19 protein-coding genes are annotated in these 25371 nt (G+C 68.6%); 8 read left to right on the forward strand and 11 right to left on the reverse strand.

Going from position 1 to position 25371, the window contains the following annotated elements:
- Positions 1-76: 76 nt before the first annotated feature.
- On the reverse strand, positions 77-1981 hold the full coding sequence (locus tag ACTWJ5_RS25570) for a M14 family metallopeptidase (RefSeq protein WP_444436795.1): 1905 nt from the start codon (positions 1979-1981) through the stop codon (positions 77-79).
- 209 nt (positions 1982-2190) lie between these two features.
- Here ACTWJ5_RS25570 and ACTWJ5_RS25575 point away from each other — a divergent pair, with 209 nt between their 5' ends.
- From ACTWJ5_RS25575 to rlmF, 4 genes are all read left to right on the forward strand, one after another.
- On the forward strand, positions 2191-3846 hold the full coding sequence (locus ACTWJ5_RS25575) for a thiamine pyrophosphate-binding protein (protein WP_444436796.1): 1656 nt from the start codon (positions 2191-2193) through the stop codon (positions 3844-3846).
- A 94-nt stretch (positions 3847-3940) separates the two neighbouring features.
- The gene (locus tag ACTWJ5_RS25580) at positions 3941-5773 is read left to right on the forward strand and encodes an SLC13 family permease (protein ID WP_444436797.1); all 1833 of its coding nucleotides are present in this window, start codon (positions 3941-3943) and stop codon (positions 5771-5773) included.
- 17 nt (positions 5774-5790) lie between these two features.
- Positions 5791-6087, forward strand: a complete 297-nt coding sequence (locus ACTWJ5_RS25585) for a winged helix-turn-helix domain-containing protein (protein ID WP_256512579.1) — start codon at positions 5791-5793, stop codon at positions 6085-6087.
- Positions 6088-6564: 477 nt separating this feature from the next.
- Positions 6565-7548, forward strand: coding sequence for a 23S rRNA (adenine(1618)-N(6))-methyltransferase RlmF (gene rlmF / locus ACTWJ5_RS25590; RefSeq protein ID WP_301500129.1), 984 nt, complete (start codon positions 6565-6567; stop codon positions 7546-7548).
- Here the strand turns inward: rlmF and ACTWJ5_RS25595 are convergent, their stop codons facing one another.
- Positions 7549-9084 (reverse strand): MFS transporter, encoded by a 1536-nt coding sequence (locus ACTWJ5_RS25595; protein WP_444436798.1) that lies wholly within the window; start codon positions 9082-9084, stop codon positions 7549-7551. It abuts the gene before it with no gap.
- Between the two features lie 162 nt (positions 9085-9246).
- Here ACTWJ5_RS25595 and ACTWJ5_RS25600 point away from each other — a divergent pair, with 162 nt between their 5' ends.
- Positions 9247-10137: a LysR family transcriptional regulator gene (locus ACTWJ5_RS25600; RefSeq protein WP_253412776.1), complete on the forward strand. Its 891-nt coding sequence runs from the start codon at positions 9247-9249 to the stop codon at positions 10135-10137.
- Positions 10138-10144: 7 nt separating this feature from the next.
- Here ACTWJ5_RS25600 and ACTWJ5_RS25605 read toward each other — a convergent pair whose 3' ends face one another.
- Complete coding sequence (locus ACTWJ5_RS25605) at positions 10145-10687, reverse strand: hydrolase (protein ID WP_444436799.1); 543 nt, start codon at positions 10685-10687, stop codon at positions 10145-10147.
- A gap of 119 nt (positions 10688-10806) precedes the next feature.
- Here ACTWJ5_RS25605 and ACTWJ5_RS25610 point away from each other — a divergent pair.
- Positions 10807-11969, forward strand: a protein-coding gene (locus ACTWJ5_RS25610) for an IS3 family transposase (protein WP_112302876.1) whose coding sequence is annotated in 2 segments (ribosomal slippage) — positions 10807-11062 and positions 11062-11969 — 1164 coding nt in all. Because the reading frame shifts where the segments join, the coding sequence is not laid out codon by codon here.
- 337 nt (positions 11970-12306) lie between these two features.
- On the opposite strand, the gene ACTWJ5_RS25615 is transcribed toward ACTWJ5_RS25610, so the two are convergent.
- The 3 genes from ACTWJ5_RS25615 to sbcD all read right to left on the reverse strand — a co-directional run bounded on the left by ACTWJ5_RS25615 (position 12307) and on the right by sbcD (position 17860).
- On the reverse strand, positions 12307-13008 hold the full coding sequence (locus ACTWJ5_RS25615) for a Dps family protein (protein WP_444436800.1): 702 nt from the start codon (positions 13006-13008) through the stop codon (positions 12307-12309).
- Between the two features lie 191 nt (positions 13009-13199).
- Positions 13200-16640 (reverse strand): AAA family ATPase, encoded by a 3441-nt coding sequence (locus tag ACTWJ5_RS25620; RefSeq protein ID WP_444436801.1) that lies wholly within the window; start codon positions 16638-16640, stop codon positions 13200-13202.
- Positions 16640-17860 (reverse strand): exonuclease subunit SbcD, encoded by a 1221-nt coding sequence (gene sbcD / locus ACTWJ5_RS25625; protein ID WP_444436802.1) that lies wholly within the window; start codon positions 17858-17860, stop codon positions 16640-16642. The genes ACTWJ5_RS25620 and sbcD overlap by 1 nt, the downstream gene beginning before the upstream one ends.
- Positions 17861-17966: 106 nt before the next feature.
- On the opposite strand from sbcD, the gene ACTWJ5_RS25630 reads away from it, so the two are divergent.
- Both ACTWJ5_RS25630 and yejK read left to right on the forward strand, forming a co-directional pair.
- A complete protein-coding gene (locus ACTWJ5_RS25630) occupies positions 17967-19334 on the forward strand; it encodes a TAXI family TRAP transporter solute-binding subunit (RefSeq protein WP_444436803.1) in 1368 nt (455 codons plus the stop codon).
- A 64-nt stretch (positions 19335-19398) separates the two neighbouring features.
- Complete coding sequence (gene yejK, locus ACTWJ5_RS25635; RefSeq protein WP_074979075.1) at positions 19399-20403, forward strand: nucleoid-associated protein YejK; 1005 nt, start codon at positions 19399-19401, stop codon at positions 20401-20403.
- 303 nt (positions 20404-20706) lie between these two features.
- On the opposite strand, the gene ACTWJ5_RS25640 is transcribed toward yejK, so the two are convergent.
- From ACTWJ5_RS25640 to ACTWJ5_RS25660, 5 genes are all read right to left on the reverse strand, one after another.
- The gene (locus ACTWJ5_RS25640) at positions 20707-21642 is read right to left on the reverse strand and encodes a glutathione S-transferase family protein (RefSeq protein WP_444436804.1); all 936 of its coding nucleotides are present in this window, start codon (positions 21640-21642) and stop codon (positions 20707-20709) included.
- 74 nt (positions 21643-21716) lie between these two features.
- Positions 21717-22016, reverse strand: coding sequence for a GIY-YIG nuclease family protein (locus ACTWJ5_RS25645; protein WP_061562634.1), 300 nt, complete (start codon positions 22014-22016; stop codon positions 21717-21719).
- On the reverse strand, positions 22013-22711 hold the full coding sequence (locus tag ACTWJ5_RS25650; protein WP_058072564.1) for a glutathione S-transferase C-terminal domain-containing protein: 699 nt from the start codon (positions 22709-22711) through the stop codon (positions 22013-22015). The genes ACTWJ5_RS25645 and ACTWJ5_RS25650 overlap by 4 nt, the downstream gene beginning before the upstream one ends.
- Positions 22712-23610: 899 nt before the next feature.
- On the reverse strand, positions 23611-24327 hold the full coding sequence (gene pcsA, locus ACTWJ5_RS25655; protein WP_116422880.1) for a phosphatidylcholine synthase: 717 nt from the start codon (positions 24325-24327) through the stop codon (positions 23611-23613).
- Positions 24328-24588: 261 nt separating this feature from the next.
- Positions 24589-25362, reverse strand: a complete 774-nt coding sequence (locus ACTWJ5_RS25660) for an amino acid ABC transporter ATP-binding protein (protein WP_043273076.1) — start codon at positions 25360-25362, stop codon at positions 24589-24591.
- Between the last annotated feature and the right edge of the window lie 9 nt (positions 25363-25371).

A 25371-nucleotide genomic window follows, 5' to 3' on the forward strand; every position in this document is an offset into this window, starting at 1 on the left:
CTTGCTCGCGAACAGACTCCGCTGCGGGGCTCATTCGCGAGCAAGCTCGCTCCTACGAAGAGAAGAGCCTTGTCCCTCAGAACACCGTGCCAACCGGGTAGACGTAGGCATTCACGTCATAGAAGGGCGTGCGCTGGTAGAACCATTCCAGCCGCGCATGCGGGTCCTTGGCGAAGGCCTTGTCCTCCTTCAGCTTCTTCTCGAATTCCGCCTTCAGCTGCGGGTCCTCGGCGAGCATCTTGCGCGCCATCGGCTCCATCACGTACTCCTCCGGCTCTTCGGCGGACACCAGCGTCGAGTTGAAGAAACCCCAGGACCAGAAGGAGTCCGGGCTCTCGGCGGTCAGCAGGTTGATCGCCAGCACACCCAGCGGCTGGTCGGTGTCGATCACCACCGAGCCTGCCGGGAAGGTCTGCAGGCGCTGGAACGGTTTGCCGCTGCCGCTGACCAGCAGGTGCCCCTCGTAGCCGGGGATTTCGTTGGCCGCGGCGCGGTCCGGTTCGAAGCCGCCGGCCAGCTTGATGTCGTCCATGCGGTACAGGGTGACTTCGATGGCGGCCGGCTGCTCCAGAGTCTTCATGCGGATGCCGTGGGCCTTGAGCCGGGCGATCACTTCGCTCCACTGCACCGGCACCACGTACTGCTTCGGCCGCTTGACCACAAGGTCAGGCACCGAGTTGTCGCTGATCGGCACCTGCAAGGTCTTCGGCTTGTTGCTCCAGACGATGGTCCTGGCGCCGGTGATGGGCGATTGCTCGTAGTGGTAGTCGCCAACGACGAAGGGCGTGTGCTGCTCCTTGCCCGGCTTCCAGGTGAGGATCACCTCCTTCTGCGCCTCCAGGCGCTCGCGGTCCTTGGCGATGGCGGCCTTGAGCGAGTCGGCGTTGTCGCCGATCACCTGGAACATCGCCTTGAGCATTACGTAGTTGCCCAGCACCTGGGTTTCATACGGGTGCAGCGCGTGCTGCTCGATGAGGATCGAGGGCACGTTGCGGATGTCGCCGTACTGGTTGGAGAAGCGCGCCAGGTCGGTGCGGTAGGGGTAGTAGCCCTTGGCCGGGTCCTGGTTGTCGTTGAGGCTGATGCACTCGTGCACCACGTGGCCGTCGTCCTCCAACTCCTTGTACACCGGGCCGCGCATGACCTTGTCCATCCACTGGCTGGACGCCGGCGACCAGCCGTTGCCGTTGTGGCAGTAGGAGCTGTCGTAGGGGTACATGGCGCCGTCGGTGGAGTGGGTGTCGGCGAAGAAGCTCAGGTCGTACTGGTTGAACACCCAGGCGACGTTGCGGATTTCCGCACTGTCGAGCTTGGTGAAGTCGCGGTTGAGGTTCAGGTTCAGGCCGTTGACGCGCCAGCCGGTGACCTCCGGGCCGTTCTGGTTGATCCGCCCGTAGGGGCTGCGGCGCAGGTCGCCGTCGACGTTCACGGTGGGGATGAAGAGGATGTTGACCTTCTCCAGCAGCCCGGCCAGCGGCTTGGCCCCGGCGGTCATGTCGCGCAGCAGCATGAACATGGCGTCCTTGCCGTTGGCCTCGCCGGGATGGATCTCGGCCTCGACGAAGATGGTCGGCTTGCCCGAGCCGTTCAGCCCGCTCGGCGACTTGTCGGCCTCGCTGGACGCGGTCACCAGCAGCATCGGCTCGCCGCTGGCGCTCTTCTCCGGCAGCTCGCTCAGCTGCAGCTTGCCGCCGGAAGCATCGGCCAGCTTCTTCAGGTACTCGCGGGTCTGCTGGTAGTCGCAGGTCTGCCGGAAGCCGCTGGACTCGGCCAGGGTGATCAGCGGGTCGTCGGGCTTGGCCAGGTAGCGGGTGCTGCTCAGCTTCTGCTCGAACATCGGCGGCAGGATGCGCTGCCTGGCGGCCGCCGGGTAGCCGCTGTCGTCGACGTAGCCGGGCGCCTGGGGTAGCGCGGCCAGGGCCGGCAGGCTGCCGCTCAGCAGCAGCGCGGCGTACAGCGGGCGGAATCCTCGATGGCGCATGGTGGGCCTCCTTTCGCGGTGAGCCATGGCCCGGAAACCTTAGACCATGATCCGCGCGGCCGAAGGGGCCGGTTGTCGCAGCTGTCATTCCGGGGTGGAATGACTACCCGAAGAAAGCTCGCTTGGCGCGGCGCAGGCTTTGGGCCGAAGATCGACGCGCCAGCGCGGCCCGGAAAGCCGCCGTCCCGACTTCCACAGGAGCCCGCACCATGTCCGACCTCCCCGCCCGCAATGGCGGCCAGATCCTCGTCGAAGCCCTGCTGCGCAACGCGGTGGACACCGTCTACTGCATCCCCGGCGAAAGCTACCTGCCGGTGCTCGACGCCCTGCACGACGCGCGTTCGATCAGCACCATCGTCACCCGCCACGAAGGCGCCGCCTCGAACATGGCCGACGCCTACGGCAAGCTCACCGGGCGCCCGGGCATCTGCTTCGTCACCCGCGGGCCGGGCGCCACCCACGCGGCCAACGGCGTGCACACGGCGAAACAGGACTCCACGCCGATGATCCTCTTCGTCGGCCAGGTGGAAAGCGCCTTCAAGGGCCGCGAGGCGTTCCAGGAGGTGGACTACCGGCAGATGTTCGGCGGCCTGGCCAAATGGGCCACGGAGATCGACGACATCCAGCGCATCCCCGAGGTGGTCGCCCAGGCCTTCGCCGTGGCCCAGTCCGGCCGCCCCGGCCCGGTGGTGGTCGCCCTGCCGGAGGAAGTGCTGTTCGGCACCGCGCAGGTGGCGGACGCGCCCGCCCCGCGCATCCCGCAGGTCGCCCCGCCGCTGGCCGCGCTGGAGGAGCTGCGCAGCCTGCTCGCCCGCGCGCGCAAGCCGCTGCTGGTGGTCGGCGGCACCGGCTGGGACGATGCCGGGCGCCGCGCCCTGCAACGCTTCGCCCGGGCCAACGAACTGCCGGTGGTGGCCTCGTTCCGCCGCCAGGACCTGTACGACAACCGCGACGAGCAGTACGCCGGCCAGCTCGGCTTCGGCGCCTCGCCCAGGCTCGCCGCGCGGGTGCAGGAGGCCGACCTGCTGCTGGTGCTCGGCTCGCGCCTGAGCGAGACGCCCAGCGCCGGCTACACCCTGGTGCGCAGCCCGAAACCCGGGCAGACGCTGATCCACGTCCACCCCGACGCCAGCGAGCTGGGCCGCGTCTACCAGGCCGACCTGCCGATCCAGGCCAGCCTGCCGGCCATGGCCGCCGCCCTCGACGCCCTGGCGCCACTGGAAAACCGCCCCTGGGCCGAGTGGACCGCCGAGGCCCGCGCCGACTACCTGGCCTATTCCACCCCGCCGGCCAGCCCCGCCGAACTGCAGGGCGTGGACCTGGCCGCGGTGGTCGGCCACCTCGCCGAAACCCTTCCCGAAGACGCGGTGATCAGCAACGGCGCCGGCAACTACGCCGTCTGGGTGCACCGTTTCTACCGCTATCGCGCCGCCCGCAGCCAGTTGGCACCCACCAACGGCGCCATGGGCTACGGCTTCCCCGCCGCCATCGCCGCCAAGCTGCGCGAGCCGCAGCGCGAGGTGGTGTGCTTCGCCGGCGACGGCTGCTTCATGATGTACCCGCAGGAACTGGCCACCGCCGTGCAGTTCGGCGCCGCGCTGATCGTCATCGTGGTCAACAACGGCATGCTCGGCACCATCCGCATGCACCAGGAACGCGAGTATCCGGGGCGCGTCTCGGCCACCGAACTGCACAACCCGGACTTCGTCGCCCTGGCCCGGGCCTTCGGCGCCCACGGCGAACTGGTCGAGCGCACCGAGGACTTCGCCGCTGCCTTCCAGCGCGCGCAGGCCTGCGGCAAGCCGGCGCTGATCGAGCTGCGCACCGACCCACGGCAGATCACCCCGGTGGCGCGGCTTTCCTGAAAACTGCGGGAGGCTTCGCTAAGCTGCATCGGATCAAGGCATTGCGCCCGTCGCCTGGGCACAATGCCCGCCGATTCGCCGGCTAAGGAAGCGCATGAATCCGCAACTGCTCTGGGTCCTGTTCCTGCTCGCCACCGCGGTGGCGCTGTTCGTCGTCAACCGGCCGCGCATGGACGTGGTCGCCCTGCTGGCCATGGTGGCCCTGCCGCTGACCGGCGTGCTCAGCGTGCAGGAAGCCCTGGCCGGCTTCGCCGACCCCAGCGTGGTGCTGATCGCCGCGCTCTTCATCATCGGCGAGGGCCTGGTGCGCACCGGCGTGGCCTACCGCATCGGCGAATGGCTGACGCACAAGGCCGGCAGCGACGAGACGCGTCTGCTGGTGCTGCTGATGCTGGCGGTGGCCGGGCTGGGCTCGGTGATGAGTTCCACCGGCGTGGTGGCGATCTTCATCCCCGTGGTGCTCAGCGTCGCCGGGCGCCTGAACGTCTCGCCGGCGCGGCTGATGATGCCGCTGAGCTTCGCCGGGCTGATCAGCGGCATGCTCACCCTGGTGGCCACGCCGCCGAACATGGTGGTGCACAGCGAACTGGTGCGCGAGGGCGAGCCGGGCTTCGGCTTCTTCAGCTTCACCCCCATCGGCCTGGTGATCCTGGTCCTGGGCGTGGCCTACATGCTGGTGGCCCGGCGCTGGCTCGGCGATAACCACGACGGCCCCGGCAACGCCGCGCAGCGCCGCTCGCTGCGCGACCTGATCCGCGACTACCAGTTGGCCGGGCGCGAACGCCGGCTGCGCATCCGCCCCGACTCCACGCTGGCCGGCATGACCCTCGGCGACGTCCAGTTGCGCACCGAGCGCGGCACCAACGTGATCGCCATCGAGCGCCTGGCGCGCTTCCGCCTGAAGATCCTCAGCCCCGGCGCCGACGTGGTGCTGCAGGTCGGCGACGTGCTGCTGGTGGACATCTACCAGCCGGGCATCGACCTGCTCGCCCTCTACCACGAATACGGCCTGGAGCCGCTGAGCCTGCACGGCGACTACTTCACCGAGCGCGCCCACGAGGTGGGCATGGCCGAGGTGACGCTGCCGCCGGAATCCGCGCTGCTGGGCAAGAGCATCCTGCAGCTGGGCTTCCGCAGCCAGTACGGACTCAACGTGGTGGGCCTGCGGCGCAACCGCGAAGCCGTGGTCGACGGCCTGCTGGACGCCAAGCTGAAGGTCGGCGACACCCTGCTGGTGGTGGGCGCCTGGAAGGACATCCGCCAGCTCCAGGGCCAGGGCCGCGACTTCCTGGTGCTGAGCCTGCCGGCGGAGGTGGACGAGGCCGCGCCGGCGGCCAGCCAGGCGCCCCACGCGCTGCTGAGCCTGGGGGTGATGGTGCTGCTGATGGTCAGCGGCCTGGTGCCCAACGTGCTGGCCGCGCTGATCGCCTGCCTGCTGATGGGCGCCTTCCGCTGCATCGACATGGACAGCGCCTACCGCGCCATCCACTGGCAGAGCCTGGTGCTGATCGTCGGCATGCTGCCCTTCGCCCTGGCCCTGCAGAAGACCGGCGGCATCGACCTGGCGGTGCGGGCCCTGGTGGCGGCCCTGGGCGGCGCCGGGCCCTACCTGATCCTCGCCAGCCTGTTCCTGCTCACCGCGCTGATCGGCCTGTTCATCTCCAACACCGCCACCGCCGTGCTCATGGCGCCGGTGGCCATCGCCACCGCCAGGGCCCTGGGCGCCCAGCCGGAACCCTTCGCCATGATAGTCGCGCTGGCCTCCTCGGCGGCCTTCATGACGCCCATCTCCTCGCCGGTGAACACCCTGGTGCTGGGCCCCGGGCACTACCGCTTCGGCGATTTCGTCAGGGTCGGCGTGCCCTTCACCCTGCTGGTGATGATCGTCAGCGTGTTGCTGGTACCCTGGCTGCTGCCGCTGTATTGACCGAACAAGGAAAGCCCATGGAAGTGAGCAAGACCAAGAGCAGTTTCTACCGCCGCCTGTACGTCGCCTGGCTGGTGCACAGCGGCCAGGCCAGCAGCGTGCCGGCGCTGATGGAAGCCACCGGCATGCCCCGGCGCACCGCCCAGGACACCCTGGCGGCGCTGGCCGACCTGGACATCGACTGCGCGTTCGAACAGCACGCCGGCGAGCGCAACAACGCCGGGCACTACCGCATCCGCGACTGGGGCGCCATCGACCCGCGCTGGATCGAGGCGAACCTGGCGAAGATCAAGGCGACTCTGGAATACCCCTGAATCCGCCTTGTAGGAGCGGACCTTGTCCGCGATAGCCGGACATATCGGCGCGATTCGCGGATGAGATCCGCTCCTACGCCGCCCCACCTGCGCCATTCCCCTGTAGGAGCGCACCCTGCGCGCGAATCGCGGGCAGGGCCCGCTCCTACAGGTTGCCTGGAGACATGGCATTCCTAACCGGAGCGGACCTTGTCCGCGATAGCCGGACGTCCCGGTGCGGTTCGCGGATAAGATCCGCTCCTACGCCGCCCCACCCACACCATTCCCCTGTAGGAGCGCGCCCTGCGCGCGAATCGCGGGCAGGGCCCGCTCCTACAGGTTGCCTGGAGACATGGCATTCCTAACCGTAGGAGCGGACCTTGTCCGCGATAGCCGGACGTCCCGGAGCGGTTCGCGGATGAGATCCGCTCCTACGAGAAGCAGAAGGCGCGCTTCTGTGGGAAAATCGCCCTCCGCTCCCCTGCCCTGCCGCCCGCCATGCCCAAGCCGCCGAAACGCCCCGCCAAGCCGCAACCGCTGCGCGATCCCGCCGCGAAGAAGCCCGACCTGCTGCACCCGCGCAACCGCCACCAGGGGCGCTACGACTTTCCCAGCCTGATCGCCGCCAGCCCCGAGCTGGGCGAATACGTCATCACCAACCCCTACGGCAAGCCCAGCATCGACTTCGCCGACCCGCAGGCGGTACGGGTGTTCAACCGCGCGCTGCTCAAGGCGCAGTACGGCATCGGCCACTGGGAAATCCCCGCCGACTTCCTCTGCCCGCCGATCCCCGGCCGCGCCGACTATGTGCACTACCTGGCCGACCTGCTGGCCGAGGACAACGAAGGCCGCGTGCCGCGCGGGCCCGGCGTGCGGGTGCTGGACATCGGCGTCGGCGCCAACTGCATCTACCCGCTGATCGGCCACCGCGACTATGGCTGGCGCTTCCTCGGCGCCGACATCGAGCCCGCAGCCCTGGCCTCGGCGCGCAACATAGTGCAGGGCAACCCGGGCCTGGCCGAGGCCATCGAGCTGCGCCAGCAGAGCGAGCCGCAGCACATCTTCCACGGCCTGCTGCACGCCGACGAACGCTTCCACGCCAGCCTGTGCAACCCGCCGTTCCACGCCTCCCCCGAGGAGGCCCGCGCCGGCAGCCGGCGCAAGTGGAAGAACCTCGGCAAGCTCGACCCCTCGCGCAAGCTGCCGCTGCTGAACTTCGGCGGGCAGAGCAACGAGCTGTGGTGCGAAGGCGGCGAGATCGCCTTCCTCAAGCGCATGGCCAGCGAGAGCCGCGAAGTGGCGCAGCAGGTGCAGTGGTTCAGCTCGCTGGTGTCCAAGGCCGGCAACCTCGACGACTTCCGCCGCGCCCTGAAGAAGGCCGGCGCGCTGCAGGTGCGCACCCTGGACATGGCCCAGGGGCAGAAGCAGAGCCGCTTCGTCGCCTGGACCTTCCAGAGCGCCGAACAACGCCGCGGCGCCTGATCAGGCCTCGGCGGCCAGCGCCGGGCTGCGGGCGCGGTCCAGCAGCAGGAACACCAGCACCGCCACCAGCGCGGTGATCCCGGCGAGCACCTGCAACACGCGGCCGAAGGCCGCCACATAGTCCGCGCGCAATTGCTCCACGGCCAGTTGCGGAGCCCCGGCCGCGGCCGCCGCCAGGTTGCCGATGGCCAACTGGTTGGCGGTGGCCAGGCGCAGCTCGGCCGACAAGCCCGGCGCCTGCAACTGGGCGGCCAGCAAGGTCGCCAGCAGCGCGCCGACCACCGCGATGGCCACGCCGTCGGCGGACACCCGCACGGTATTGAAGATGCCGGTCGCCATGCCGGCGCGCTCCGGCTCCACCACGCTCACCGCCAGGCCGTCCATCAGCCCCCAGGGCAGGCCGATGCCCACGCCGATGCACAGCAGCGGCAGCCCCAGCGGCAGGTCGCCGGCCAGGTTGCGGGCCAGCCACAGCAGCCCGCCGGCCACCACCAGCAGGCCCAGCGCCGACAGCCCGCCGGCGCTGAAATGGCGCGCCAGCAGCGCCGCCAGGAAAGGCACCAGGAGCAGCGGCGCGGACAGCGCCAGCAGCGTCCAGCCGGCCTGCACCGCGCTCTGCCCCTCGATGCCGATGAAGCGCCCCGGCAACAGCACAATCAGCACCACATAGGCGAAGGCCGGCGAGGCGGCCAGCAGCTGCACGCCGACGAAGCGCCACTGGCGGAACAGCGAGAGGTCCAGCATCGGTTGCGCCGCGCGCCGCTCCACGCGGACGAACAGCGCCAGCAGCGCCACGCTGGCCAGCAACCAGGCAGACACCGCAGGGCTGCTCCAGCCACGCTCCGGCGCCAACAGCAGGCCATAGGTGAAGGCACAAAGAGCGGCGGTGAAACTCAGCGCGCCCGGCCAGTCCAGGCCGAGCGCCCGTGGGTCGCGGCTCTCCCGGCAATGGCGCATGACCAGGGGGATGGACGCGAGCCCGCAGGCCGCCGGCAGCAGGAACACCCAGCGCCAGCCCGGGCCGTCGCTGAGCCAGCCGGCCAGCAGCGGGCCGAACGCCAGGCCCACGCCGAAGGTAGTGCCGAGCAGGCTGAACACCCGGGTGCGCAGCGGGCCCTGGAACACCTGGGCCAGCGCCGCCATGGCCGCGGCGAACGCCGCCGAGCCGCCGACGCCCTGCACCACGCGCAGCACGTCCAGCGCCGGCACCGAGCCGGCCAGGGGGACCGCCAGGGTGGCCAGGGCGAACAGCCACAGGCCAAGCAGCCACATGCGCCGGCGCCCATAGACGTCGGCCAGGCTGCCGGCGGCCATCATGGCCGCGCCATAGGCCAGCACGTAGCCGTTGACGATCCAGTTGAGCGCCACTGCCGAGCCACCCAGTTCGCGGCTGATCGCCGGCAGCACCACGGCCGGGCCGGTGAAGCACAGCGGGATGAGCACGGCAGTGAGGCTGGCCGCCAGCAGCAGGAGCCAGCGGGAGGTGGCCGGAGGTGCGCCGACGTCGTCGGTTCGGGAAGAGCGGGAAAGGGTCATGGCAGGTCCGTCGTTGAGCCAGGGGAACACCCGACGCACGCTAACCATCCCGGCATTGCGGAAAAACCGGCTAGGATTCCGAACATAACGGACTTATCTGTCCGCAATCCTTCGCGAGCGCCGCCGCACAATGGGCGCACGCCCAACCCAAGGTGCCACGCCATGGATAGCCTCAACGGCCTGCGGGTCTTCCTGCAGGTCGCCGAAACCCTCAGCTTCGCCCAGGCCGCGCGCCTGCTCGGCCTCTCCGCCTCGGCGGTGGGCAAGAGTGTCGCGCGCCTGGAGGAACGCCTGGGCGTGCGCCTGTTCCACCGCAGCACGCGCAGCCTCAGCCTGAGCAACGAAGGCCTGCTGTTCCTCGAACGCTGCCGCCGCGTGCTCGACGAACTGGCGGCGGCGGAACAGGAACTGGCCCAGGCCACCCAGCAGGCCCGCGGCCGCCTGAAGATCAGCATGCCGCTGGTCAGCGGGCTGTTCCCCCAGGTGCTCCCGGAATTCATGCGCTGCTACCCGCGCATCCAGCTGGACATCGACTTCACCGACCGCCTGGTGGATGTCATCGAGGAAGGCTTCGACCTGGTGGTGCGCAGCGGCGAGCTACGCGACTCGCGGCTCAAGGCGCGCCAGCTGGGCGACTTCCACCTGCTGCTGGTGGCCGCGCCGGCCTACCTGCGCCAGTACGGCACGCCCCGGCGCCCCGCCGACCTGGCCGGGCACCTGTGCCTGCACTACCGCTTCCCGAGCACCGGCAAGCTGCAGAAGTGGCCGCTGCGCCTGGCGCCGGGCGAGGCGGAACCGCGCCTGGACGGCGGCCTCACCTGCAACACCGCCGACACCCTGATCAGCGTCGCCGGCCAGGGCATGGGCATCGCCTGCCTGCCGGACTTCGCCGTGCGCGGCGCGCTGGCCGACGGCAGCCTGGTGCAGGTGCTGGCCGAGCACACCGAACACCAGGGCAGCTTCCACGCGCTGTGGCCGGCCGGGCGGCGCATGCCGCTGAAGCTGCGGGTGTTCCTCGACTTCCTCGGCGACCGCCTGTTCGCCGCGCGCTGAGCCGCCGTCAGCGGATGAACTCGCGGCTGACGGCGCGGAAGGTCTCGCTGCCGGCGCGCTCCAGCCATTCGAAGGCGACCATCTCGCGGTTGACGATCACCGCGCCGGCCTGGCGCATGCGCTCCAGGGCCAGGGCCTTGTCCTCCGGGCGCCGCGAGCCGACCGCCTCGGCCACCACGTAGACCTCGCGGTCCTCGGCCAGCAGGCCGAGCACGGTCTGCAGCACGCAGACGTGGGCCTCGGTGCCGCACACCACGAACTGCCGGCGCTCGCCGCCGGGCAGTTGCAGCAGGCCCGGGTCGGCCACCGCGGAGAAGGCGATCTTCTCCAGGATGGACTCGGCCGGCAGGTGCTCGCGCAACTGCGCCAGGGTCGGGCCCAGGCCCTTGCTGTACTGCTCCGTGGCCAGCACCGGCATGCCTAGGCGCTGCGCCACGGCCAGCAGCCAGGCGCTGTGCTGCAGCAGCGCCTCGGCGTCGTGGATGGCGGGGAACAGGCGTTCCTGGATGTCGATGAGGAGGAGGGTCGAGGTGGGGGCGTGGAGCAGCATGGGGGAGGTCTCCTGGGGGTGGTTCTTCTTTTTCGGCTTGCTGTGTGGGGGTGTCTGTAGTGGTCTACTAACCCCGGACACCCATTTAGGCGAGAATGCTCGCCACAGAGAGGTGTCCGATGACCAAGCAACGCCGTACCTTTACCCCTGAGTTCAAGCGCGAAGCTGCCTGCCTGGTGCTCGATCAAGGCTACAGCCATGCCGAAGCGGCCCGTTCGCTCGGCTTGGTCGAGTCGGCCCTACGCCGATGGGTTAATCAGCTTCAGCAGGAGCGCGGCGGCGTTACGCCGGCCAGCAAAGCGTTGACGCCAGAGCAGCAAAAAATCCAAGAGTTGGAAGCCCGGATCACGCGCCTTGAACGCGAGAAATCGATACTAAAAAAGGCTACCGCGCTCTTGATGTCGGAAGATCTCGAGCGTACGCGCTGATCCGCCAGCTCAGCGACCATGAGCCCGTTGATTGTTTGTGCGAAGTGTTCGAAGTCACTCGCTCAAGTTACTACGCACATCGTCACAGAAGGCGAACTCCGGACGTTGAACGACTGCGGTTGCGCAGTCGAGTGAATGAGTTGTTTACGCGAGGTCGAAGTGCGCCCGGCAGCCGTACCATCATGGCAATGATGCAAGAAGAAGGTGAGCAAATCGGGCGGTTCAAGGTCCGCAGCCTGATGCGTGAGCTGGCGTTGATCAGTAAGCAGCCAGGATCACATGCGTACAAAAAGGCCACAGTGGAGCGGCCAGATATTCCGAACACCTTGAACCGAGCGTTTGATGTCGAAGCGCCAAATCAGGTCTGGTGTGGAGACATCACTTACGTCTGGGCACAGGGCAAATGGCACTATCTGGCGGTTGTCCTGGATCTGTATGCACGCAGAGTGGTTGGTTGGGCCTTATCAGAAAAGCCGGATGGAGACCTGGTGGTCAAAGCGCTGGACGTCGCCTACGAACAACGTGGAAAGCCTCAAGGACTCCTGTTCCACTCCGACCAGGGATCGCAATATGGCAGCCGTCAGTTCCGCCAGAGACTGTGGCGCTACCGCATGCGCCAGAGCATGAGCCGCCGAGGCAACTGTTGGGATAATGCACCGATGGAGCGAGTATTTCGCAGTTTGAAATCAGAGTGGATACCGACCACGGGCTACCTGACCGGGCAGCAAGCTCAACGAGACATTGGCCAATACCTGATGGGCCACTACAACTGGATCCGGCCGCATCAGTTCAACGATGGACTGGCTCCAGCGAAAGCTGAAGAAAAACTTAAAACCGTGTCCGGGATGAGTTGACCACTACACCCAACCGGGAAAGTTGGTCGACACAAAGGCAGAGAGGAGAATGAGCAAAGGTGAAGCGCTGGAGCGGCGTCGAAGTCCGCTCCCTCTCCCCAGCCCTCTCCCTGAAGGGAGAGGGGGCTTGTCCGTGCCCACGCAGAGGAATGGTTTCAACCTGCAACTTCGCTTCCGGCTAACGCCAGAATATCCATCTGCGCCGAACGGTCCCCTCTCCCTTCAGGGAGAGGGCTGGGGAGAGGGAGCCACACCCACAAGCCGCGCCGAAACCTCCCCCCGCACCAAAGAAAAAGGCCCCTGCAAAAGGGGCCCTCCTCTCTTCAGCCATGCACCCTCAATGCCCCGTCACATCCCCGCGGCGGCTGGTCTCGAAGAGGAACCAGGTGCGCTGCTCGGTCTCGTCGATCCAGTTCTCGATGAGGCTGGCGGTGGCGATGTCGTGGTACTCGTCGCACAGGTCATGGACCTCGCGCATGTAGGCGGTCAGCGACTTGTTGTCTTCCTGCAGCTCGGCCAGCATGTCCAGCGGCTGGACGAACTCGGCGTCGTTGTCGGCGATGCGCTTGATGCGGCCGATGTGGCCGATGGAGCGGATAGTGTTGCCGCCGATCTTGCGCACGCGCTCGGCGATCGGGTCGGTCATGGCGAAGATTTCGGTGGCCTGGTCGTCCAGCAGCAGGTGGTAGTCGCGGAAGTGCGGGCCGCTCACGTGCCAATGGAAGTTCTTGGTCTTCAGGTACAGGGCGAAGACGTCGGCCAGCAGGCGGCTCAGGGCCGCGCTGAGGTCGCGGGTGGCGTCCCTGGACAGGTCCGACGGGGTCGCCAGGGCCGGTGCGCGGCGCGGTGCCGGCTTGGCCGCGGCGGCGGGTTTGGCGGCAGCTGCCGGCTTGGCGGCGGGTTTCTTCGCTGCCGGCTTTTTCGCCGCGGCAGGTTTCGCAGCAGCGGGTTTGGCAGCAGCCGGCTTGGCCGCAGCCGGCTTGCTGGCGACGGTCTTGGGTGCAGCGGGTTTCTTCGCAGTGGCTGCGGTTTTCTTCATCTCGATCACCTCAAGGGGTCTTGTGGATGCCGCCCCTGTGCGTGCCGAAACTGGCGGTCCGGGACGAGCCTGACGCACTCCCTGCGTTATTCCTCTCACGGCCAAGAGTGCGCTCTTGAGCCTACCTCGCCGCGCTTCGATTGCAAGTCGTCGCGCCGCCCAACGTGCGGCGCAATGACGCCGGGCAAGACTCAGGATTGCACGGCGAAGCACGCGTCGAGGCGGCTGTACCCCATACCGACACCCTTGTGCACCTTGAGTTGCACGGGGATGCGTTCCTTGAGCGCCTCGACGTGGCTGATCACGCCGATGCTCTTGCCGCTGGCGTTGAGGCTGTCGAGGGCGTCCAGCGCCACTTCCAGGGTCTCGCCGTCGAGGGTGCCGAAGCCTTCGTCGAGGAACAGCGAGTCGATGCTGGTCTTGTGGCTGACCAGGTCGGACAGCGCCAGGGCCAGGGCCAGGCTGACCAGGAAGCTCTCGCCGCCGGAAAGGGTGCGGCAGTCACGGGCGACGTCGCCCTGCCAGGTGTCCACCACTTCCAGTTCCAGCTCGCCGTCGCTGCGCCGCGCCATTTGGTAGCGGCCGTGCAGGCGCTGCAGTTGCCGGTTGGCCAGGTGCACCAGGTGGTCGAGGGTCAGGCCCTGGGCGAAGCGCCGATACTTGGCGCCGTCGGAGGAGCCGATCAGGCCGTTCAGGCGTTGCCAGAGATCGTGGTGCGCCTCCTGCGCGGCGATCTCGGCGAACAGCGCCTGCTGGCTGGCGCGGCGCACGTCGTCACCCTGCAGTTGCGCGCGCACTTCGCCCTGGCGCTGGCCCAGTTCGCGCAGCTGGGTGGCGAGGGCCTGCAACTGCTCGTCGAGGGCCGGCAGTTCCAGTTCGCCCAGCGGCTGCGCACGCAGTTGGCGCTCGGCTTCTTCGGCGGCGGCGCGCAGTGCCACGGCCTCGGTCAGTGCGGTGTCCAGGCGAGCCTTGAGTTCGCCCAGGCGCAGGCGTTCGCCGTCTTCCAGCAACGCGGCGAGGAAGGCCGCCAGCTCGGCGAACGGGCTTGCAGCCAACGCCTGCTGCCAGGTGCGCTCGCATTCGGCCAGGGTAGTGCGCGCCTGCTCCAGGTGCGCGGCGAGGCTCTGCTCGCGGCCGAGCAGCGCATCGGCCTGGCGCTGCGCCGCCTGCAGGGCCGACTCAGCCGCTTGCAGGGCCTGTTGCGGCTGCGCCTCGGGCGCCGGCTCCGGCAATGCCTGCTCGCCACTGGCGCTCCAGCGTTCGCGCCATTGCCCGGCTTGCGCTTCGGCTTCCTGCAACAGGCGCCGGGCTTCGCGCTCGGCCTCCTGCAGTTGCTGGTCCCGTTGCTGGGCCTGCTGCCAGGCGCGCCATTCGCCTTCGCGCTCGGCTAGCCAGGCTGCGCCTTGCTCGGGCAAGGCAGCGGCGAAACCGTCGAGGCTGGCCAGCAGTTCGGCGGCCTGGCGTTCGGCCTGCACCTGCAATTGTTCCAGGCGTTGCTGCTGTTCCGCCTGGCGCTGCTGTGCATTGTCCAGATCGCGACGCAGCAAAGCCTCCTGCTGCAACGCGGCCGCATGGCTGCGCTCGGCGTGCTCGCGGGCGCTCGCGGCCTGCTGCAACTCGCCCTTGAGCGCATCGAGCGCCGCCAGGCGTTCCTGCAGGTCGGCCAGGGCCTGTTCCTGGGCCTGGCGAATCGCGGCCAAGCCGGCGGCATCCTCGATGGCTAGGTTCTGCTCGATCGACTGGCGCTGCCATTCGGCATCGAGCTGATGCAGTTGTTCGCGCAGTTGCTCCAGTTGCTGCCGGACCTGTGCGGCCTGGGCCGTCACGTCGGAGAGTTCGTCGCGCAGCGCCACGCCGTCGCTTTCCAGTGCGGTCAAGGCTGCGCGGCATTCATCGAGGGCGCGGCGCGTCTGCGACACGTCCAGCGCCTGGTAGCTGGCGATGGCCGGGTGTTCGTGGGAGCCGCACAAGGGGCAGGCTTCGCCGGGCTGCAGTTGTGCTCGATATGCCTCCAGGGCCTGGATGCGCTGCTCCTGCTCCAGCAGCTTCTCCTTGTCGGCGACCTGCTGTTTCAGCCCCTTGTAGCGCTCGCGCAGTTCGGCGATCGCGGTTTCCTTCTGCGCCTGGCGTTGCTGCAGCGAATCGAGCTGGGGTTGCAGGCGGGCAGACTGCGCGCTGGCCTGTCCGCGGCTCTGCGCCAGCTGTTGCAGGCGGTCCAGCGCCCTGCCCTGCTGCTGCAATTGCTGCCAGCGTTCGCGCAGGGCGCTTTCACCGGCGCCTTGCAGCAGGGCCTGCAAGCGCGCCTGCTGCTGCGCCTCGGCCTGGCGCGCCGCGTCCAGCGCTTGCCCGGCGCCAGCCAGGGCCTGGCCATGGGCGGCGAGTTGGCCGTGCAACGATTGGATGGCGGAGGCTTCCTGCTCCAGGCGCGCGCGGGCGCCCTGAAGTTCACCACCGAGCTGTTCGCGCTGGGCGAATTGCGCGCGCCAGCCCCCCAGCAGTTCACCCAGGCGGGCGCGTTGCGGGTGCGCGGCAAGCTGCGCCTGTACTTCGCGGCGCTGCGTTGCGAGTTCATCGATGGCGCGCTGGCGCTGCCCCGCCCACTGCGCGCTGTACTGGCTGGCCTGCCACAGGCTGCGCACGGCCTGCTCCGCGCAGTCCCGCTGCTGGCGTTGCAGGTCCGCCAGGCCGGTTTCGTCTCGCTCCAGCGCCTGGCGCGCCTGTTGCCAGGCCCCATGCAGCGGCTGCAGGCGTGCCGCTGGCTCGCTGGCGGCCAGGCGCTGCAGGTCGGGGGTTGCCTGGAGCAGGGCATCGCGGGCCTGCTGCTCCCGCGCGGCGGCCTGCTGGTGCTGGTGTTCGGCGCGGGAAAGGTCCTCGCGCCAGCGGCGCTGGGCCTGCAGTTCGGCCTGGCGCTGGAGCAGCGGTGCTTCCTCGGCCAGCAGGCGTTCGGCTTCGGCCTGCAGCTCGCCGCGCTGTTCCTCGCTGAGCAGCTCCATACCTTCGGCACGGCTTCTCAGTAGTTTCAGGTCGCTCTCCGCCACCTTGGTACGTTCGAACACGCGCTGGGAAATCAGCCCGTAGATTTCGGTACCGGTGAGTTCTTCCAGCAGTGCCGCGCGGTCGTTGGCGCTGGCTTCGAGGAAGGCGGCGAAACCGCCCTGGGCCAGCAGCATGGACTTGGTGAAGCGGCCGAAGTCGAGGCCGGTGAGCTGCTCGGTCTGGCGCAGCTTGTCGTTGATCTTGTCGGTGAGGATTTCCCCCTCGCCGCCGGCCGCCTCGATGCGCGCCAGTTCCACCTTGGGCGCCTGCAGCGCGCCGTCGACCTTGTCGCGGGCCCGGCGCTGGCTCCAGAAGGCGCGGTAGCGGCGGCCCCTGACCTCGAACTCGACCTCGGCGAGGCAGTCGGCGGTGTGCCGCGTCATCAGCTCGTTGCCGCTCTGCGACAGCGTGCTCATGCGCGGCGTGCGGTGGTACAGGGCCAGGCAGATGGCGTCCAGCAGGGTGGTCTTGCCGGCGCCGGTGGGCCCGGTGATGGCGAACAGGCCGTTGCCGGCGAAGGGCTCGGCGGCGAAGTCGATCTTCCACTCGCCCTTGAGCGAGTTGAGGTTCTTCAGGCGCAGGCTGAGGATGCGCATCAGGCTTGCTCCTCCTGCAGTTCGGCGACCACCTGGCGGTACAGCCCGGCCAGTTCCTGGCGCAGCGGCGGTTCCAGCTGCTCGGCGTCCAGGAGTTGTTCGAAGACGTCCTCGGCGGAGAGTTCGTCGAGGGTCTCGCGCGCCTCGCCGAACAGCCCGGCCTGCTGGTTGCCGCGTTCACGGCGGGTGCGCAGCACTTCCACCGGCAGTTCCTCGCAGAGCTTCTCCAGGCGCGCCTGCAGGTCGTTCAGGTAGTCGTCGCTGCGCACCAGCACTTCCACCCATACCGGGCGTTCCGGCGTGCCCAGGTTGGCGGCTTCGGCCAGCGCCGCGGGCAGGCTGTCGAGGTCGCCGGCCAGCGACTGCAAGGGCTGGAAGCAGGGCACGGGCAGCGGCGTCACCGCGCGCAGGCCGCTTTCGTCGAGGTCCACCAGCAGTACCTCCTTGGCCTGCCGCGCCTCGTCGAAGCTCAGGGCGATGGGCGAGCCGCAGTAGCGCACGTGCTCCAGGCCGCCGACCTTCTGCGGCCGGTGGATGTGCCCCAGGGCGATGTAGTCCGCCGCCGGGAAGGCGCTGGTGGGGAAGGCCTCCAGGCTGCCGACGTAGATTTCCCGCACCGACTCGCTGGCGCTGGCGCCGACCGTGGTCAGGTGCCCGGTGGCGACTATCGGCAGCTTGCCACCGAGTTCGGCACGCTTGGCCTCGGCCAGGGCGAACAGCGCCTGGTAGTGCGCCTGGATGCCCTGCTGCAGCGCCAGTTGCTTGTCCTGCGCGCTCTGCCCGGCCTGGCTGGCCAGCAGGTCGCGCGGACGCAGGAAGGGAATCGCGCAGAGCACCGCGCCCGGCGTGCCGTCGCGTTGCGGCAGCACCAGCAACTGCCGGTCGAGGTCGGCGCCGGCGGCGGCGATCACCCGCGTGCCGAGCACCGCCAGCAGCTCGCGGGATTCCTCCAGCATGGCCACCGAGTCGTGGTTGCCGCCCAGCACCACCAGGCTGGCGCCGGTCTCGCGCAGTTCGACGATGAAGCGGTTGTACTGCTCGCGGGCGTAGCTGGGCGGCGCGCCGGTGTCGAACACGTCGCCGGCGATGATCACCGCGTCCACGTCGTGCTCGCGCACCCGCTCCACCAGCCAGCGGCAGAAGGCGCGGTGTTCGGCCTCGCGGCTCTTGCCCATGAAGTGCTGGCCGAGGTGCCAGTCGGAGGTGTGGAGGATGCGCATGCGCCTGCTGTCCCGCTGTCTGATTCAGCCGGCGATGATACCCGCTTCCGGGGTGCGCCCGCGCCAGGCTGGCTATCCTGAAAGGACGCCGGCCGGGAATCAGACCATGCAACGCCTGCTCAACATGCTCCGCGACCTCGCCATCCTGGTGCGCGCCAACCTGTGGATAGTGCCCGTGCTGGCCGCCCTGGTGGCCGCGGTCTTCTACTTCGTCGCGCCGCCGCCGCCGATGAGCGCGACCCTCGCCACCGGCGCCCCCGACGGCGGCTACGCGGCCTTCGGCGAAAAGCTGCGGGCCGAGCTGGCCGAACAGGGCTTCGAGCTGAAGCTGGTGCCCAGCGCTGGCTCGCGGCAGAACATGGACCTGCTGCTGGACGAGCACAGCGGCGTGGACATCGCCCTGGTGCAGAGCGGCCAGGAGCGCCAGCTCGCCGCCGGGCAGCGGCAACGCCTGCAGACCCTCGGCGCCATGTTCCAGGAGCCGCTGTGGCTGTTCCAGCGCCGCGACGTGCACATCGACCGCATCGCCGACCTGCTGCCCCTGCGCGTGGCCCTGGGCAGCCGCGGCAGCGGCACCGAGGCGATCACCGCGGCCATCCTCCAGGCCAACGGCATCGGCGACGAACAGCACCCCGCCGGCTGGCAGGCCAGCGGCGGCGACAGCGCCGCCGACGCCCTGCTGGCCGGCAGCCTGGACGCCGCCTTCTTCGTCGGCCCGGCGGACAACCCGCTGATCCAGCGCCTGGCCGCCAGCGAGCAGCTGCTGCTGGCCGGCTTCCGCCGCGCCGACGCCTACGAGGCGCGCCTGCGCTTCCTCAAGCGCCTGGAGGTGGGCGAAGGCCTGCTGAACCTGGAACACAACGTGCCGCACCGTAACCTGACCACCCTGTCGCCGGTGGCCACCCTGGTGATCAACGAGCGCTTCCACCCGGCGCTGACGCCGCTGATCCTCCAGGCCGCGCGCCAGGTGATGCGCCAGGGCAGCCTGCTCGACGCCCCCGGCGCCTTCCCCGCCGCCGAGCCGCGCACCCTGCGCCTGAACGAGGACGCCGAGCGCTACTACAAGAGCGGCCTGCCGCTGCTGCAGCGCTTCCTGCCGTTCCGCATCGCCTCCCTGGCCGACCGCTACATCATCCTGCTGATCCCCTTCCTCGCCATCCTCATCCCGCTGTTCAAGTCCATCGGCCCGCTGTACCGCTGGCGCATCCGCGCGCGCATCTACCGCTGGTACCGCTACCTGCGGGAAATCGACCGGCGCCTGGACGAAAACACCGGCAGCGCGGAACTCAGCCGCGAGATCGAGCGCCTGGAGAGCCTGGAGGCCGAGTTGTCGCGGGTGGAGGTGCCGCTGTCGTACTACAACGAGCTGTACGAGTTGCACCTGCACCTGAACTACGTGATCCGCCGCCTGCGCCAGCTGCGCCGCAACCGCCGCGAGCGCGACGGCGAGGCGCCGCTGGACAAGGCCGGGTGAGCGTGGCGCGTCGCGCTCGGGTAGACTGGCGGCTTTGCCACCATCGTCCAGAGCCGAGCCCGAGATGCCGATTCGTCACGCCATCGTCCACCTGATCGACAAGAAGCCCGACGGCAACCCCGCCACGCTGCACGCGCGCGACGCCGAACTGGGCGACTCCCAGGCCATCGAGAACCTCATGGCCGACCTCAACGAAAGCTACAACGCCAAGCCGAACAAGGCCTGGGGCCTGTTCCAGGAAGAATCCGGCGCCTACCCGTTCAGCGGCTGGCTGGCCGAGTACCTGGATGGCGGCAAGGACTTCGTCGCCTTCAGCCGCCAGGCCGTGGAGCACCTGAAGAGCCTGATGGAGGAGTCCAACCTCTCCACCGGCGGCCACGTGCTGCTCTGCCACTACCAGCAGGGCATGACCGACTACCTGAGCATCGCCCTGCTGCACCACAGCGAAGGCGTGGCGGTGACCGAGGCGCTGGAAGTGGCGCCCTCGCGCCACCTGGACCTGGGCCAGCTGCACATGGCGGCGCGGATCAACTGCTCGGAATGGCGCAACAACAAGACCTCCAAGCAGTACATCTCGTTCATCAAGGGCAAGGGCGGCAAGAAGGTCTCGGACTACTTCCGCGACTTCATCGGCTGCCAGGAAGGCGTCGACGCCCCCAGCGAGACGCGCACCCTGCTCAAGGCCTTCAGCGACTACGTGGAAAGCGAGGACCTGCCCGAAGAGCAGGCCCGCGAGAAGACCGACACCCTGGTCGACTACGCCACCAGCCAGGCTCGCATCGGCGAGCCGATGGCCCTGGACGCGCTTTCCGAACTGATGGACGACCAGGCGCCGCGCGCCTTCTACGACTACATCCGCAACAAGGACTACGGCCTGGCCCCGGAAATCCCCGCGGACAAGCGCACCCTCAACCAGTTCCGCCGCTTCACCGGCCGCGCCGAGGGCCTGTCGATCAGCTTCGAGGCGCACCTGCTGGGCAGCAAGGTGGAGTACGACGAGGAGCGCGACATGCTGATCATCCGCGGGTTGCCGACGCAGTTGCACGACCAGCTCAAGCGCCGCAAATAACCGCGAATCGCGGACGGAGTCCGCTCCTACGTGTCCAGGAAGCACGGTCGGAGCGGACCTTGTCCGCGATAGCCGGACATTCCGGCGCGATTCGCGGATGAGATCCGCTCCTACGTCCCCCACCCACGCCATTCCCCGTAGGGCGCATAACGCCTACGGCGTTATCCGCCGTTGTCCCGGCTGTAGGAGCGGGCCCTGCCCGCGATTCGCGCGCAGGGCGCGCTCCTACAAGGGAATGGCGTGAAGGGAATGGCGTGGCTGGCGCTTTTCGGGCCAAAGGCCAAGGGCCGTGGCTCCTGCGTTTCAGCGCGCCTCGATGCCGAACCCCAGCCGCGGGAAATGCACATGCACCACCCCGGCGCGCGGGTCCTCGCGGCGCAGGATCAGTTCCTCGCTGCCCACGTGCAGCAGCTCCCCCTCCACCGGATCGACGCCGTAGTCGGTCGCTGCGATGGCCACCCGCTGGCCGGCCCGCAGGCCGTTGGCGTCGCTGAACGGCTCGTCCGGCAGCGCCGCCGGCTGGCTGTCGCGGGCCACGGCGATGGCTTCCTCGCCGCTCATCTCGCTGTGCGCGCCATGGCCGAAGCCGAGCACCCGGCCCAGCCAGGCCACCACCGACGGGTAGGCGTCCACCAGCGGCGAGGTCACCGGGGTGGCCTTGACGAACCAGAGCACGTGGGCGACGGCGAAATCCGCCACGGACGGCTCGCCGAACAGGAAGTCGCCCTCCTCCCGCGCCAGTTGCTGCTCCAGCCGCGCCATGAACACCGGCCACTGCTGCCGCGCCTGCTCGGCCGGCAGGCGCGCGGCGCTGCCGCCGCTGAACAACTGGCTGCGGTCGGCGACGAAGGCCTTGAGGAACTCCGGCGGCAGCTTGCCGAAGCGCACGGCGATGGACTCGGGCTGGAACACCAGGCTCACGCCATGCTGGAACAGTACCGAATCGGCCCAGGCGGCGAAGGCGGCGACGCTGAATTCCTGGCCCTCGGGGAACAGCGCCGGGGTGGCCTTCTCCTGCTCCAGGCGGCGGGCGATCAGCGCAGTGTCGCAGTAGACGTCGGCCCCCACCTGCAGCACCGGCGTCTTGCGGTAGCCGCCGGTGAGCGCCAGCAGGTCGGGCTTGGGCATGATCGGCGGGATCAGCACCGAGCGCCACGACAGCTGCTTGAAGCCCAGCAACAGGCGGGCCTTCTCGGCGAAGGGGGAAGTCGGGTAGTGGTGCAGGATCAGCTCGGACATGCGGGGCTCCGTTGGCCGGCGTTGAGGGCCTTCCAGCTTACTCCGCCGCGGCGCGCGGTCCTACCCGGTCGAAGCTATGGACGGCTATCCGCCGCGCTGATGGCCAGGGCCGCGCCGGCCAGCGCCAGGCGTTCCTTGGCCGGCTTGCCCAGGGCCTTGATCGCCCGCTCGCGGCGCAGCGCCTCGCCCTTGCCGGCGCAGGCCTCGACGTACACCAGCGCCTGCGCCGGGCTGGAATGGAAGAAGCGCGCGCCACGCCCGCTGCAGTGCGCCTCGAAGCGCCGCTGCGGGTCGTCGCTGATGCCGCAGTAGAGCGCGCCGTTGGCGGCGCGCACCAGGTAGACGAACCAGGGCTTGGGCTCGGCCTGGGTCATGTCCAGACCCGCTGCTGCATGCGCTCGCAGTAGCCGACCAGCCGCTCGTATTCGCGCGCCATGTGGTTGAGGGGGGTTTCCAGGGTGCACAGGACCAGGTTGGCGAGTATCCCGTAGGCCGCGGCATCGGCGCTGCAGGGCTGGGCGCCGCCGAAGTACGGCAGGTCGCCGAGCATGCCATCGAGGGCGTCCAGGTCCTGGCGGGCGAAGCTCAGCAGTTCCTCGCGGCTGTGGGCGGCCAGGCCGCGGCCGCGCATCTCGCCGCGGATCTTGCGGCGCACCAGCGCGCCGACCACCGGCCGCAGCGGCGCCGGGATGCCGCGCAGCAGCACCGGGGCGACCTGGCGCCAGCCATCGTCCTCCAGCCAGCGGAAGTACACCAGCAGCGGCGCCAGGTGCTCGTCGCACAGCCGCGTGATCGACACCGCCCAGCCACGCCCGCGGGCGTCGAGGCCGGCGTCCAGGTCCAGGGCGAAGCGCTGTTGCAGGTCGTGAATGATGATCTCGGTGTCGGCGACGGTCTGCCCCTCGACCTTGATGAAGGGCAGCTTGCCCTTGGGCCCCTTGCGCGGGTCCGTCACATGCTGCACCTGGTATTCCAGCCCGGACAGGCGCAGGAAAGTCTCCAGCTTCAGGCAGAAGGGGCTGACGTTGGGCACATTGAAGGCCGGGGGGAACTGGAACAGGGTGATCATGGCGAGGCTTCCTGCGCGGGCTCGCCTGACATTTAAGCGCATGCCAGGCGCCGCGGCGAGCCCTGTCGGAGTGCTATCAGATATGGCGGGGTTTGCGGGGTGGCTCCGTAGGAGCGGGCTCTGCCCGCGAATCGCGCGCAGGGCCCGCTCCTACAGGTGGGCATGGCGTGCGCCGGGACGCTCCTACGGTGCGAGCGGACATGGCTTTTCGTAGGAGCGAGCTTGCTCGCGAACAGGGGTTACCGGTGACGTAGGTGTTGGGTTCAAGAGCGCCCTCTCCCCAACCCTCTCCCTGAAGGGAGAGGGGGCTGCCCTGAGCTGCCGGAAACTCCAAAGTCATCCTGAGACGCCTATCTATCCCCGTCATTCCCGCGAACGCGGGAACCCAGGGTTCGCGAGCAAGCTCGCTCCTACGAAAAGCAAAAGCAAAAGCGCGTTCGCTCTGGCTTTTGGACTTCCAGAGAAACATCCGAGCGCACCGGAACGCCCCTTCAGAAGGCCGAGCGAAACCGGCGCTCAGGAGGTCATGCGACATGGATGTCGCGAGAGCCCCGCGGGCTACAGGGACGTACCCTCGGGGCGGGCCTCCGTGGCGGGGGAGTTCGTGAGGGTAGCCCGGCTCCATCGGGCCCGTATGTTGGGGCAAGCCTTTTTGGTTACTTTTGTGGCGACTGACAAAAGTGACTCGCCCGAGGGGGCGAAACAAGAAGGCCAGGCAGACTCGGAGCGGCGCAGAAACACCCAAGCTGAGGCAACTGGGTTATTCCCCTTCGGGCCAGCGCAAGCGCTGTTCGCGATGGAGCCGCGTCCCGCGTTCGCGGGAATGACGAGGTGGGGGTAAGGAGCGGAGGACGCGGTTCGCGAGCAAGCTCGCTCCTACAAGAACGCCCCGCCCTACCTCAGCTGAACCACTCCATCGCCGTCCGCCAGACACAAACCCCGATGAAATACGCCGAAGCCGCAAACCACAGCCACAACAGCCAGGTCTGGTCCACCGGCTGCTGCAGAATCAGCAACGCACTGCTGAACATCCAGACAAAGGTCACCGCAATATTCAGCGGCATGAACTGGCGCACCCGGAAGGGGTGCAGGAACTTCATCCGCGTCAGCGTCAGCCCCGCCAGCACCAGCACCGTGACCAGGCTCACCCAGGGCCCGGGCCCGAGGACGAAGAAATACACCGCCACCACGTTCCAGGCCGCCGGGAAGCCGACGAAGTAGTTGTCCTTGCTCTTCATGTTCACGTTGCAGAAGCAGAACAGCGAAGACACCAGGATGACGCCGACGATCGCCAGCTCGCTGTGCACCGGCAGCGGCACGTAGCGGTAGATGAAGATCGCCGGGATGAACACGTAGGTGAGGTAGTCGATCACCAGGTCCAGGGTCGAGCCGTCGAAGTGCGGCAGCACCGCCTTGACGTCGAACTTGCGCGCCAGGGTGCCGTCCAGGCCGTCCACCAGCAGGGCCGCGCCCAGCCACAGCAGGCAGGCCTGCGGGCGGTTGTCGACCAGCGCGAGCAGCGCCAGCAGGGCCAGGATGACGCCGCTGGCCGTCACCGCGTGGGCGCTCCAGGCCTTGGCTTTGCTCAGGTTCAACGGAGTGAGGGTCAGGTTCACGGCGCTTCTCTTCAGTCAGGCGGCAGTGCGAGCTATTTCAACGTATAGCCCATCCGTGGGTTTCCACAGGATGCTCCTGGGTATCGGAACACCGATCCGACGGCCGAGTTCAGCCGGCCGGCCTTGGTGGGCGTGGAAAAGGCCAGGATACGCCGAAGCGCACCCGCAGCGCCAAGGGCGCTGACGAGCGTAGGACGGCTTTGCGACGGCTTTCGGACGCCAGGGATGCGGCGCGGCCCGCGGGGGCCGCGCCGCGCAGGCTCAGTGGATGATCTGGCTGAGGAACAGCTTGGTGCGGTCGGATTGCGGGTTGTCGAAGAACTGGTCCGGCGGTGCCTGTTCGACGATCTCGCCCTTGTCCATGAAGATCACCCGGTTCGCCACGGTGCGGGCGAAGCCCATCTCGTGGGTCACGCAGAGCATGGTCATGCCGCTCTGGGCCAGGCCGATCATGGTGTCCAGCACTTCCTTGACCATTTCCGGGTCGAGCGCCGAGGTGGGTTCGTCGAACAGCATGATCTTCGGCTTCATGCACAGCGCCCGGGCGATGGCCACGCGCTGCTGCTGGCCGCCGGAGAGCTGCCCGGGGAACTTGCCCGCCTGCTCGGGGATGCGCACCCGCTCCAGGTAGTGCATGGCCACTTCCTCGGCCTCGCGCTTGGGCATCTTGCGCACCCACATCGGCGCCAGGATGCAGTTCTGCAGCACGGTCAGGTGCGGGAACAGGTTGAAGTGCTGGAACACCATGCCGACCTCGCTGCGGATCGCCTCGATCTGCTTGAGGTCGTTGGTCAGCTCGGTGCCGTCGACGATGATGCTGCCCTGCTGGTGCTCCTCCAGGCGGTTGATGCAGCGGATGGTGGTGGACTTGCCCGAACCCGACGGCCCGCAGAGGACGATACGTTCGCCCTGGCGCACGGTGAGGTTGATGTCCTTGAGCACGTGGAACTGGCCGTACCACTTGTTCACGCCCTTCATCTCGATCATCACGTGATCGCCGATGGCCGGGACGGTCTTGTTGCTGGCTTCAGACATGATGACGAA

It is taken from the genome of Pseudomonas sp. A6 (genome assembly GCF_052367875.1).
Taxonomy (GTDB): Bacteria; Pseudomonadota; Gammaproteobacteria; order Pseudomonadales; family Pseudomonadaceae; genus Pseudomonas; species Pseudomonas citronellolis.

Coding starts and splice junctions, on each gene's coding strand:
- ACTWJ5_RS25600 (WP_253412776.1), top strand. CDS start 9,247: ATGGATAGCCTCAACGGCCTGCGGGTCTTCCTGCAGGTCGCCGAAACC.
- ACTWJ5_RS25605 (WP_444436799.1), bottom strand. CDS start 10,687: ATGCTGCTCCACGCCCCCACCTCGACCCTCCTCCTCATCGACATCCAG.
- ACTWJ5_RS25640 (WP_444436804.1), bottom strand. CDS start 21,642: ATGTCCGAGCTGATCCTGCACCACTACCCGACTTCCCCCTTCGCCGAG.
- ACTWJ5_RS25630 (WP_444436803.1), top strand. CDS start 17,967: ATGCAACGCCTGCTCAACATGCTCCGCGACCTCGCCATCCTGGTGCGC.
- ACTWJ5_RS25580 (WP_444436797.1), top strand. CDS start 3,941: ATGAATCCGCAACTGCTCTGGGTCCTGTTCCTGCTCGCCACCGCGGTG.
- ACTWJ5_RS25660 (WP_043273076.1), bottom strand. CDS start 25,362: ATGTCTGAAGCCAGCAACAAGACCGTCCCGGCCATCGGCGATCACGTG.
- ACTWJ5_RS25615 (WP_444436800.1), bottom strand. CDS start 13,008: ATGAAGAAAACCGCAGCCACTGCGAAGAAACCCGCTGCACCCAAGACC.
- ACTWJ5_RS25650 (WP_058072564.1), bottom strand. CDS start 22,711: ATGATCACCCTGTTCCAGTTCCCCCCGGCCTTCAATGTGCCCAACGTC.
- ACTWJ5_RS25595 (WP_444436798.1), bottom strand. CDS start 9,084: ATGACCCTTTCCCGCTCTTCCCGAACCGACGACGTCGGCGCACCTCCG.
- ACTWJ5_RS25575 (WP_444436796.1), top strand. CDS start 2,191: ATGTCCGACCTCCCCGCCCGCAATGGCGGCCAGATCCTCGTCGAAGCC.
- ACTWJ5_RS25570 (WP_444436795.1), bottom strand. CDS start 1,981: ATGCGCCATCGAGGATTCCGCCCGCTGTACGCCGCGCTGCTGCTGAGC.
- sbcD (WP_444436802.1), bottom strand. CDS start 17,860: ATGCGCATCCTCCACACCTCCGACTGGCACCTCGGCCAGCACTTCATG.
- ACTWJ5_RS25620 (WP_444436801.1), bottom strand. CDS start 16,640: ATGCGCATCCTCAGCCTGCGCCTGAAGAACCTCAACTCGCTCAAGGGC.
- yejK (WP_074979075.1), top strand. CDS start 19,399: ATGCCGATTCGTCACGCCATCGTCCACCTGATCGACAAGAAGCCCGAC.
- ACTWJ5_RS25645 (WP_061562634.1), bottom strand. CDS start 22,016: ATGACCCAGGCCGAGCCCAAGCCCTGGTTCGTCTACCTGGTGCGCGCC.
- rlmF (WP_301500129.1), top strand. CDS start 6,565: ATGCCCAAGCCGCCGAAACGCCCCGCCAAGCCGCAACCGCTGCGCGAT.
- ACTWJ5_RS25585 (WP_256512579.1), top strand. CDS start 5,791: ATGGAAGTGAGCAAGACCAAGAGCAGTTTCTACCGCCGCCTGTACGTC.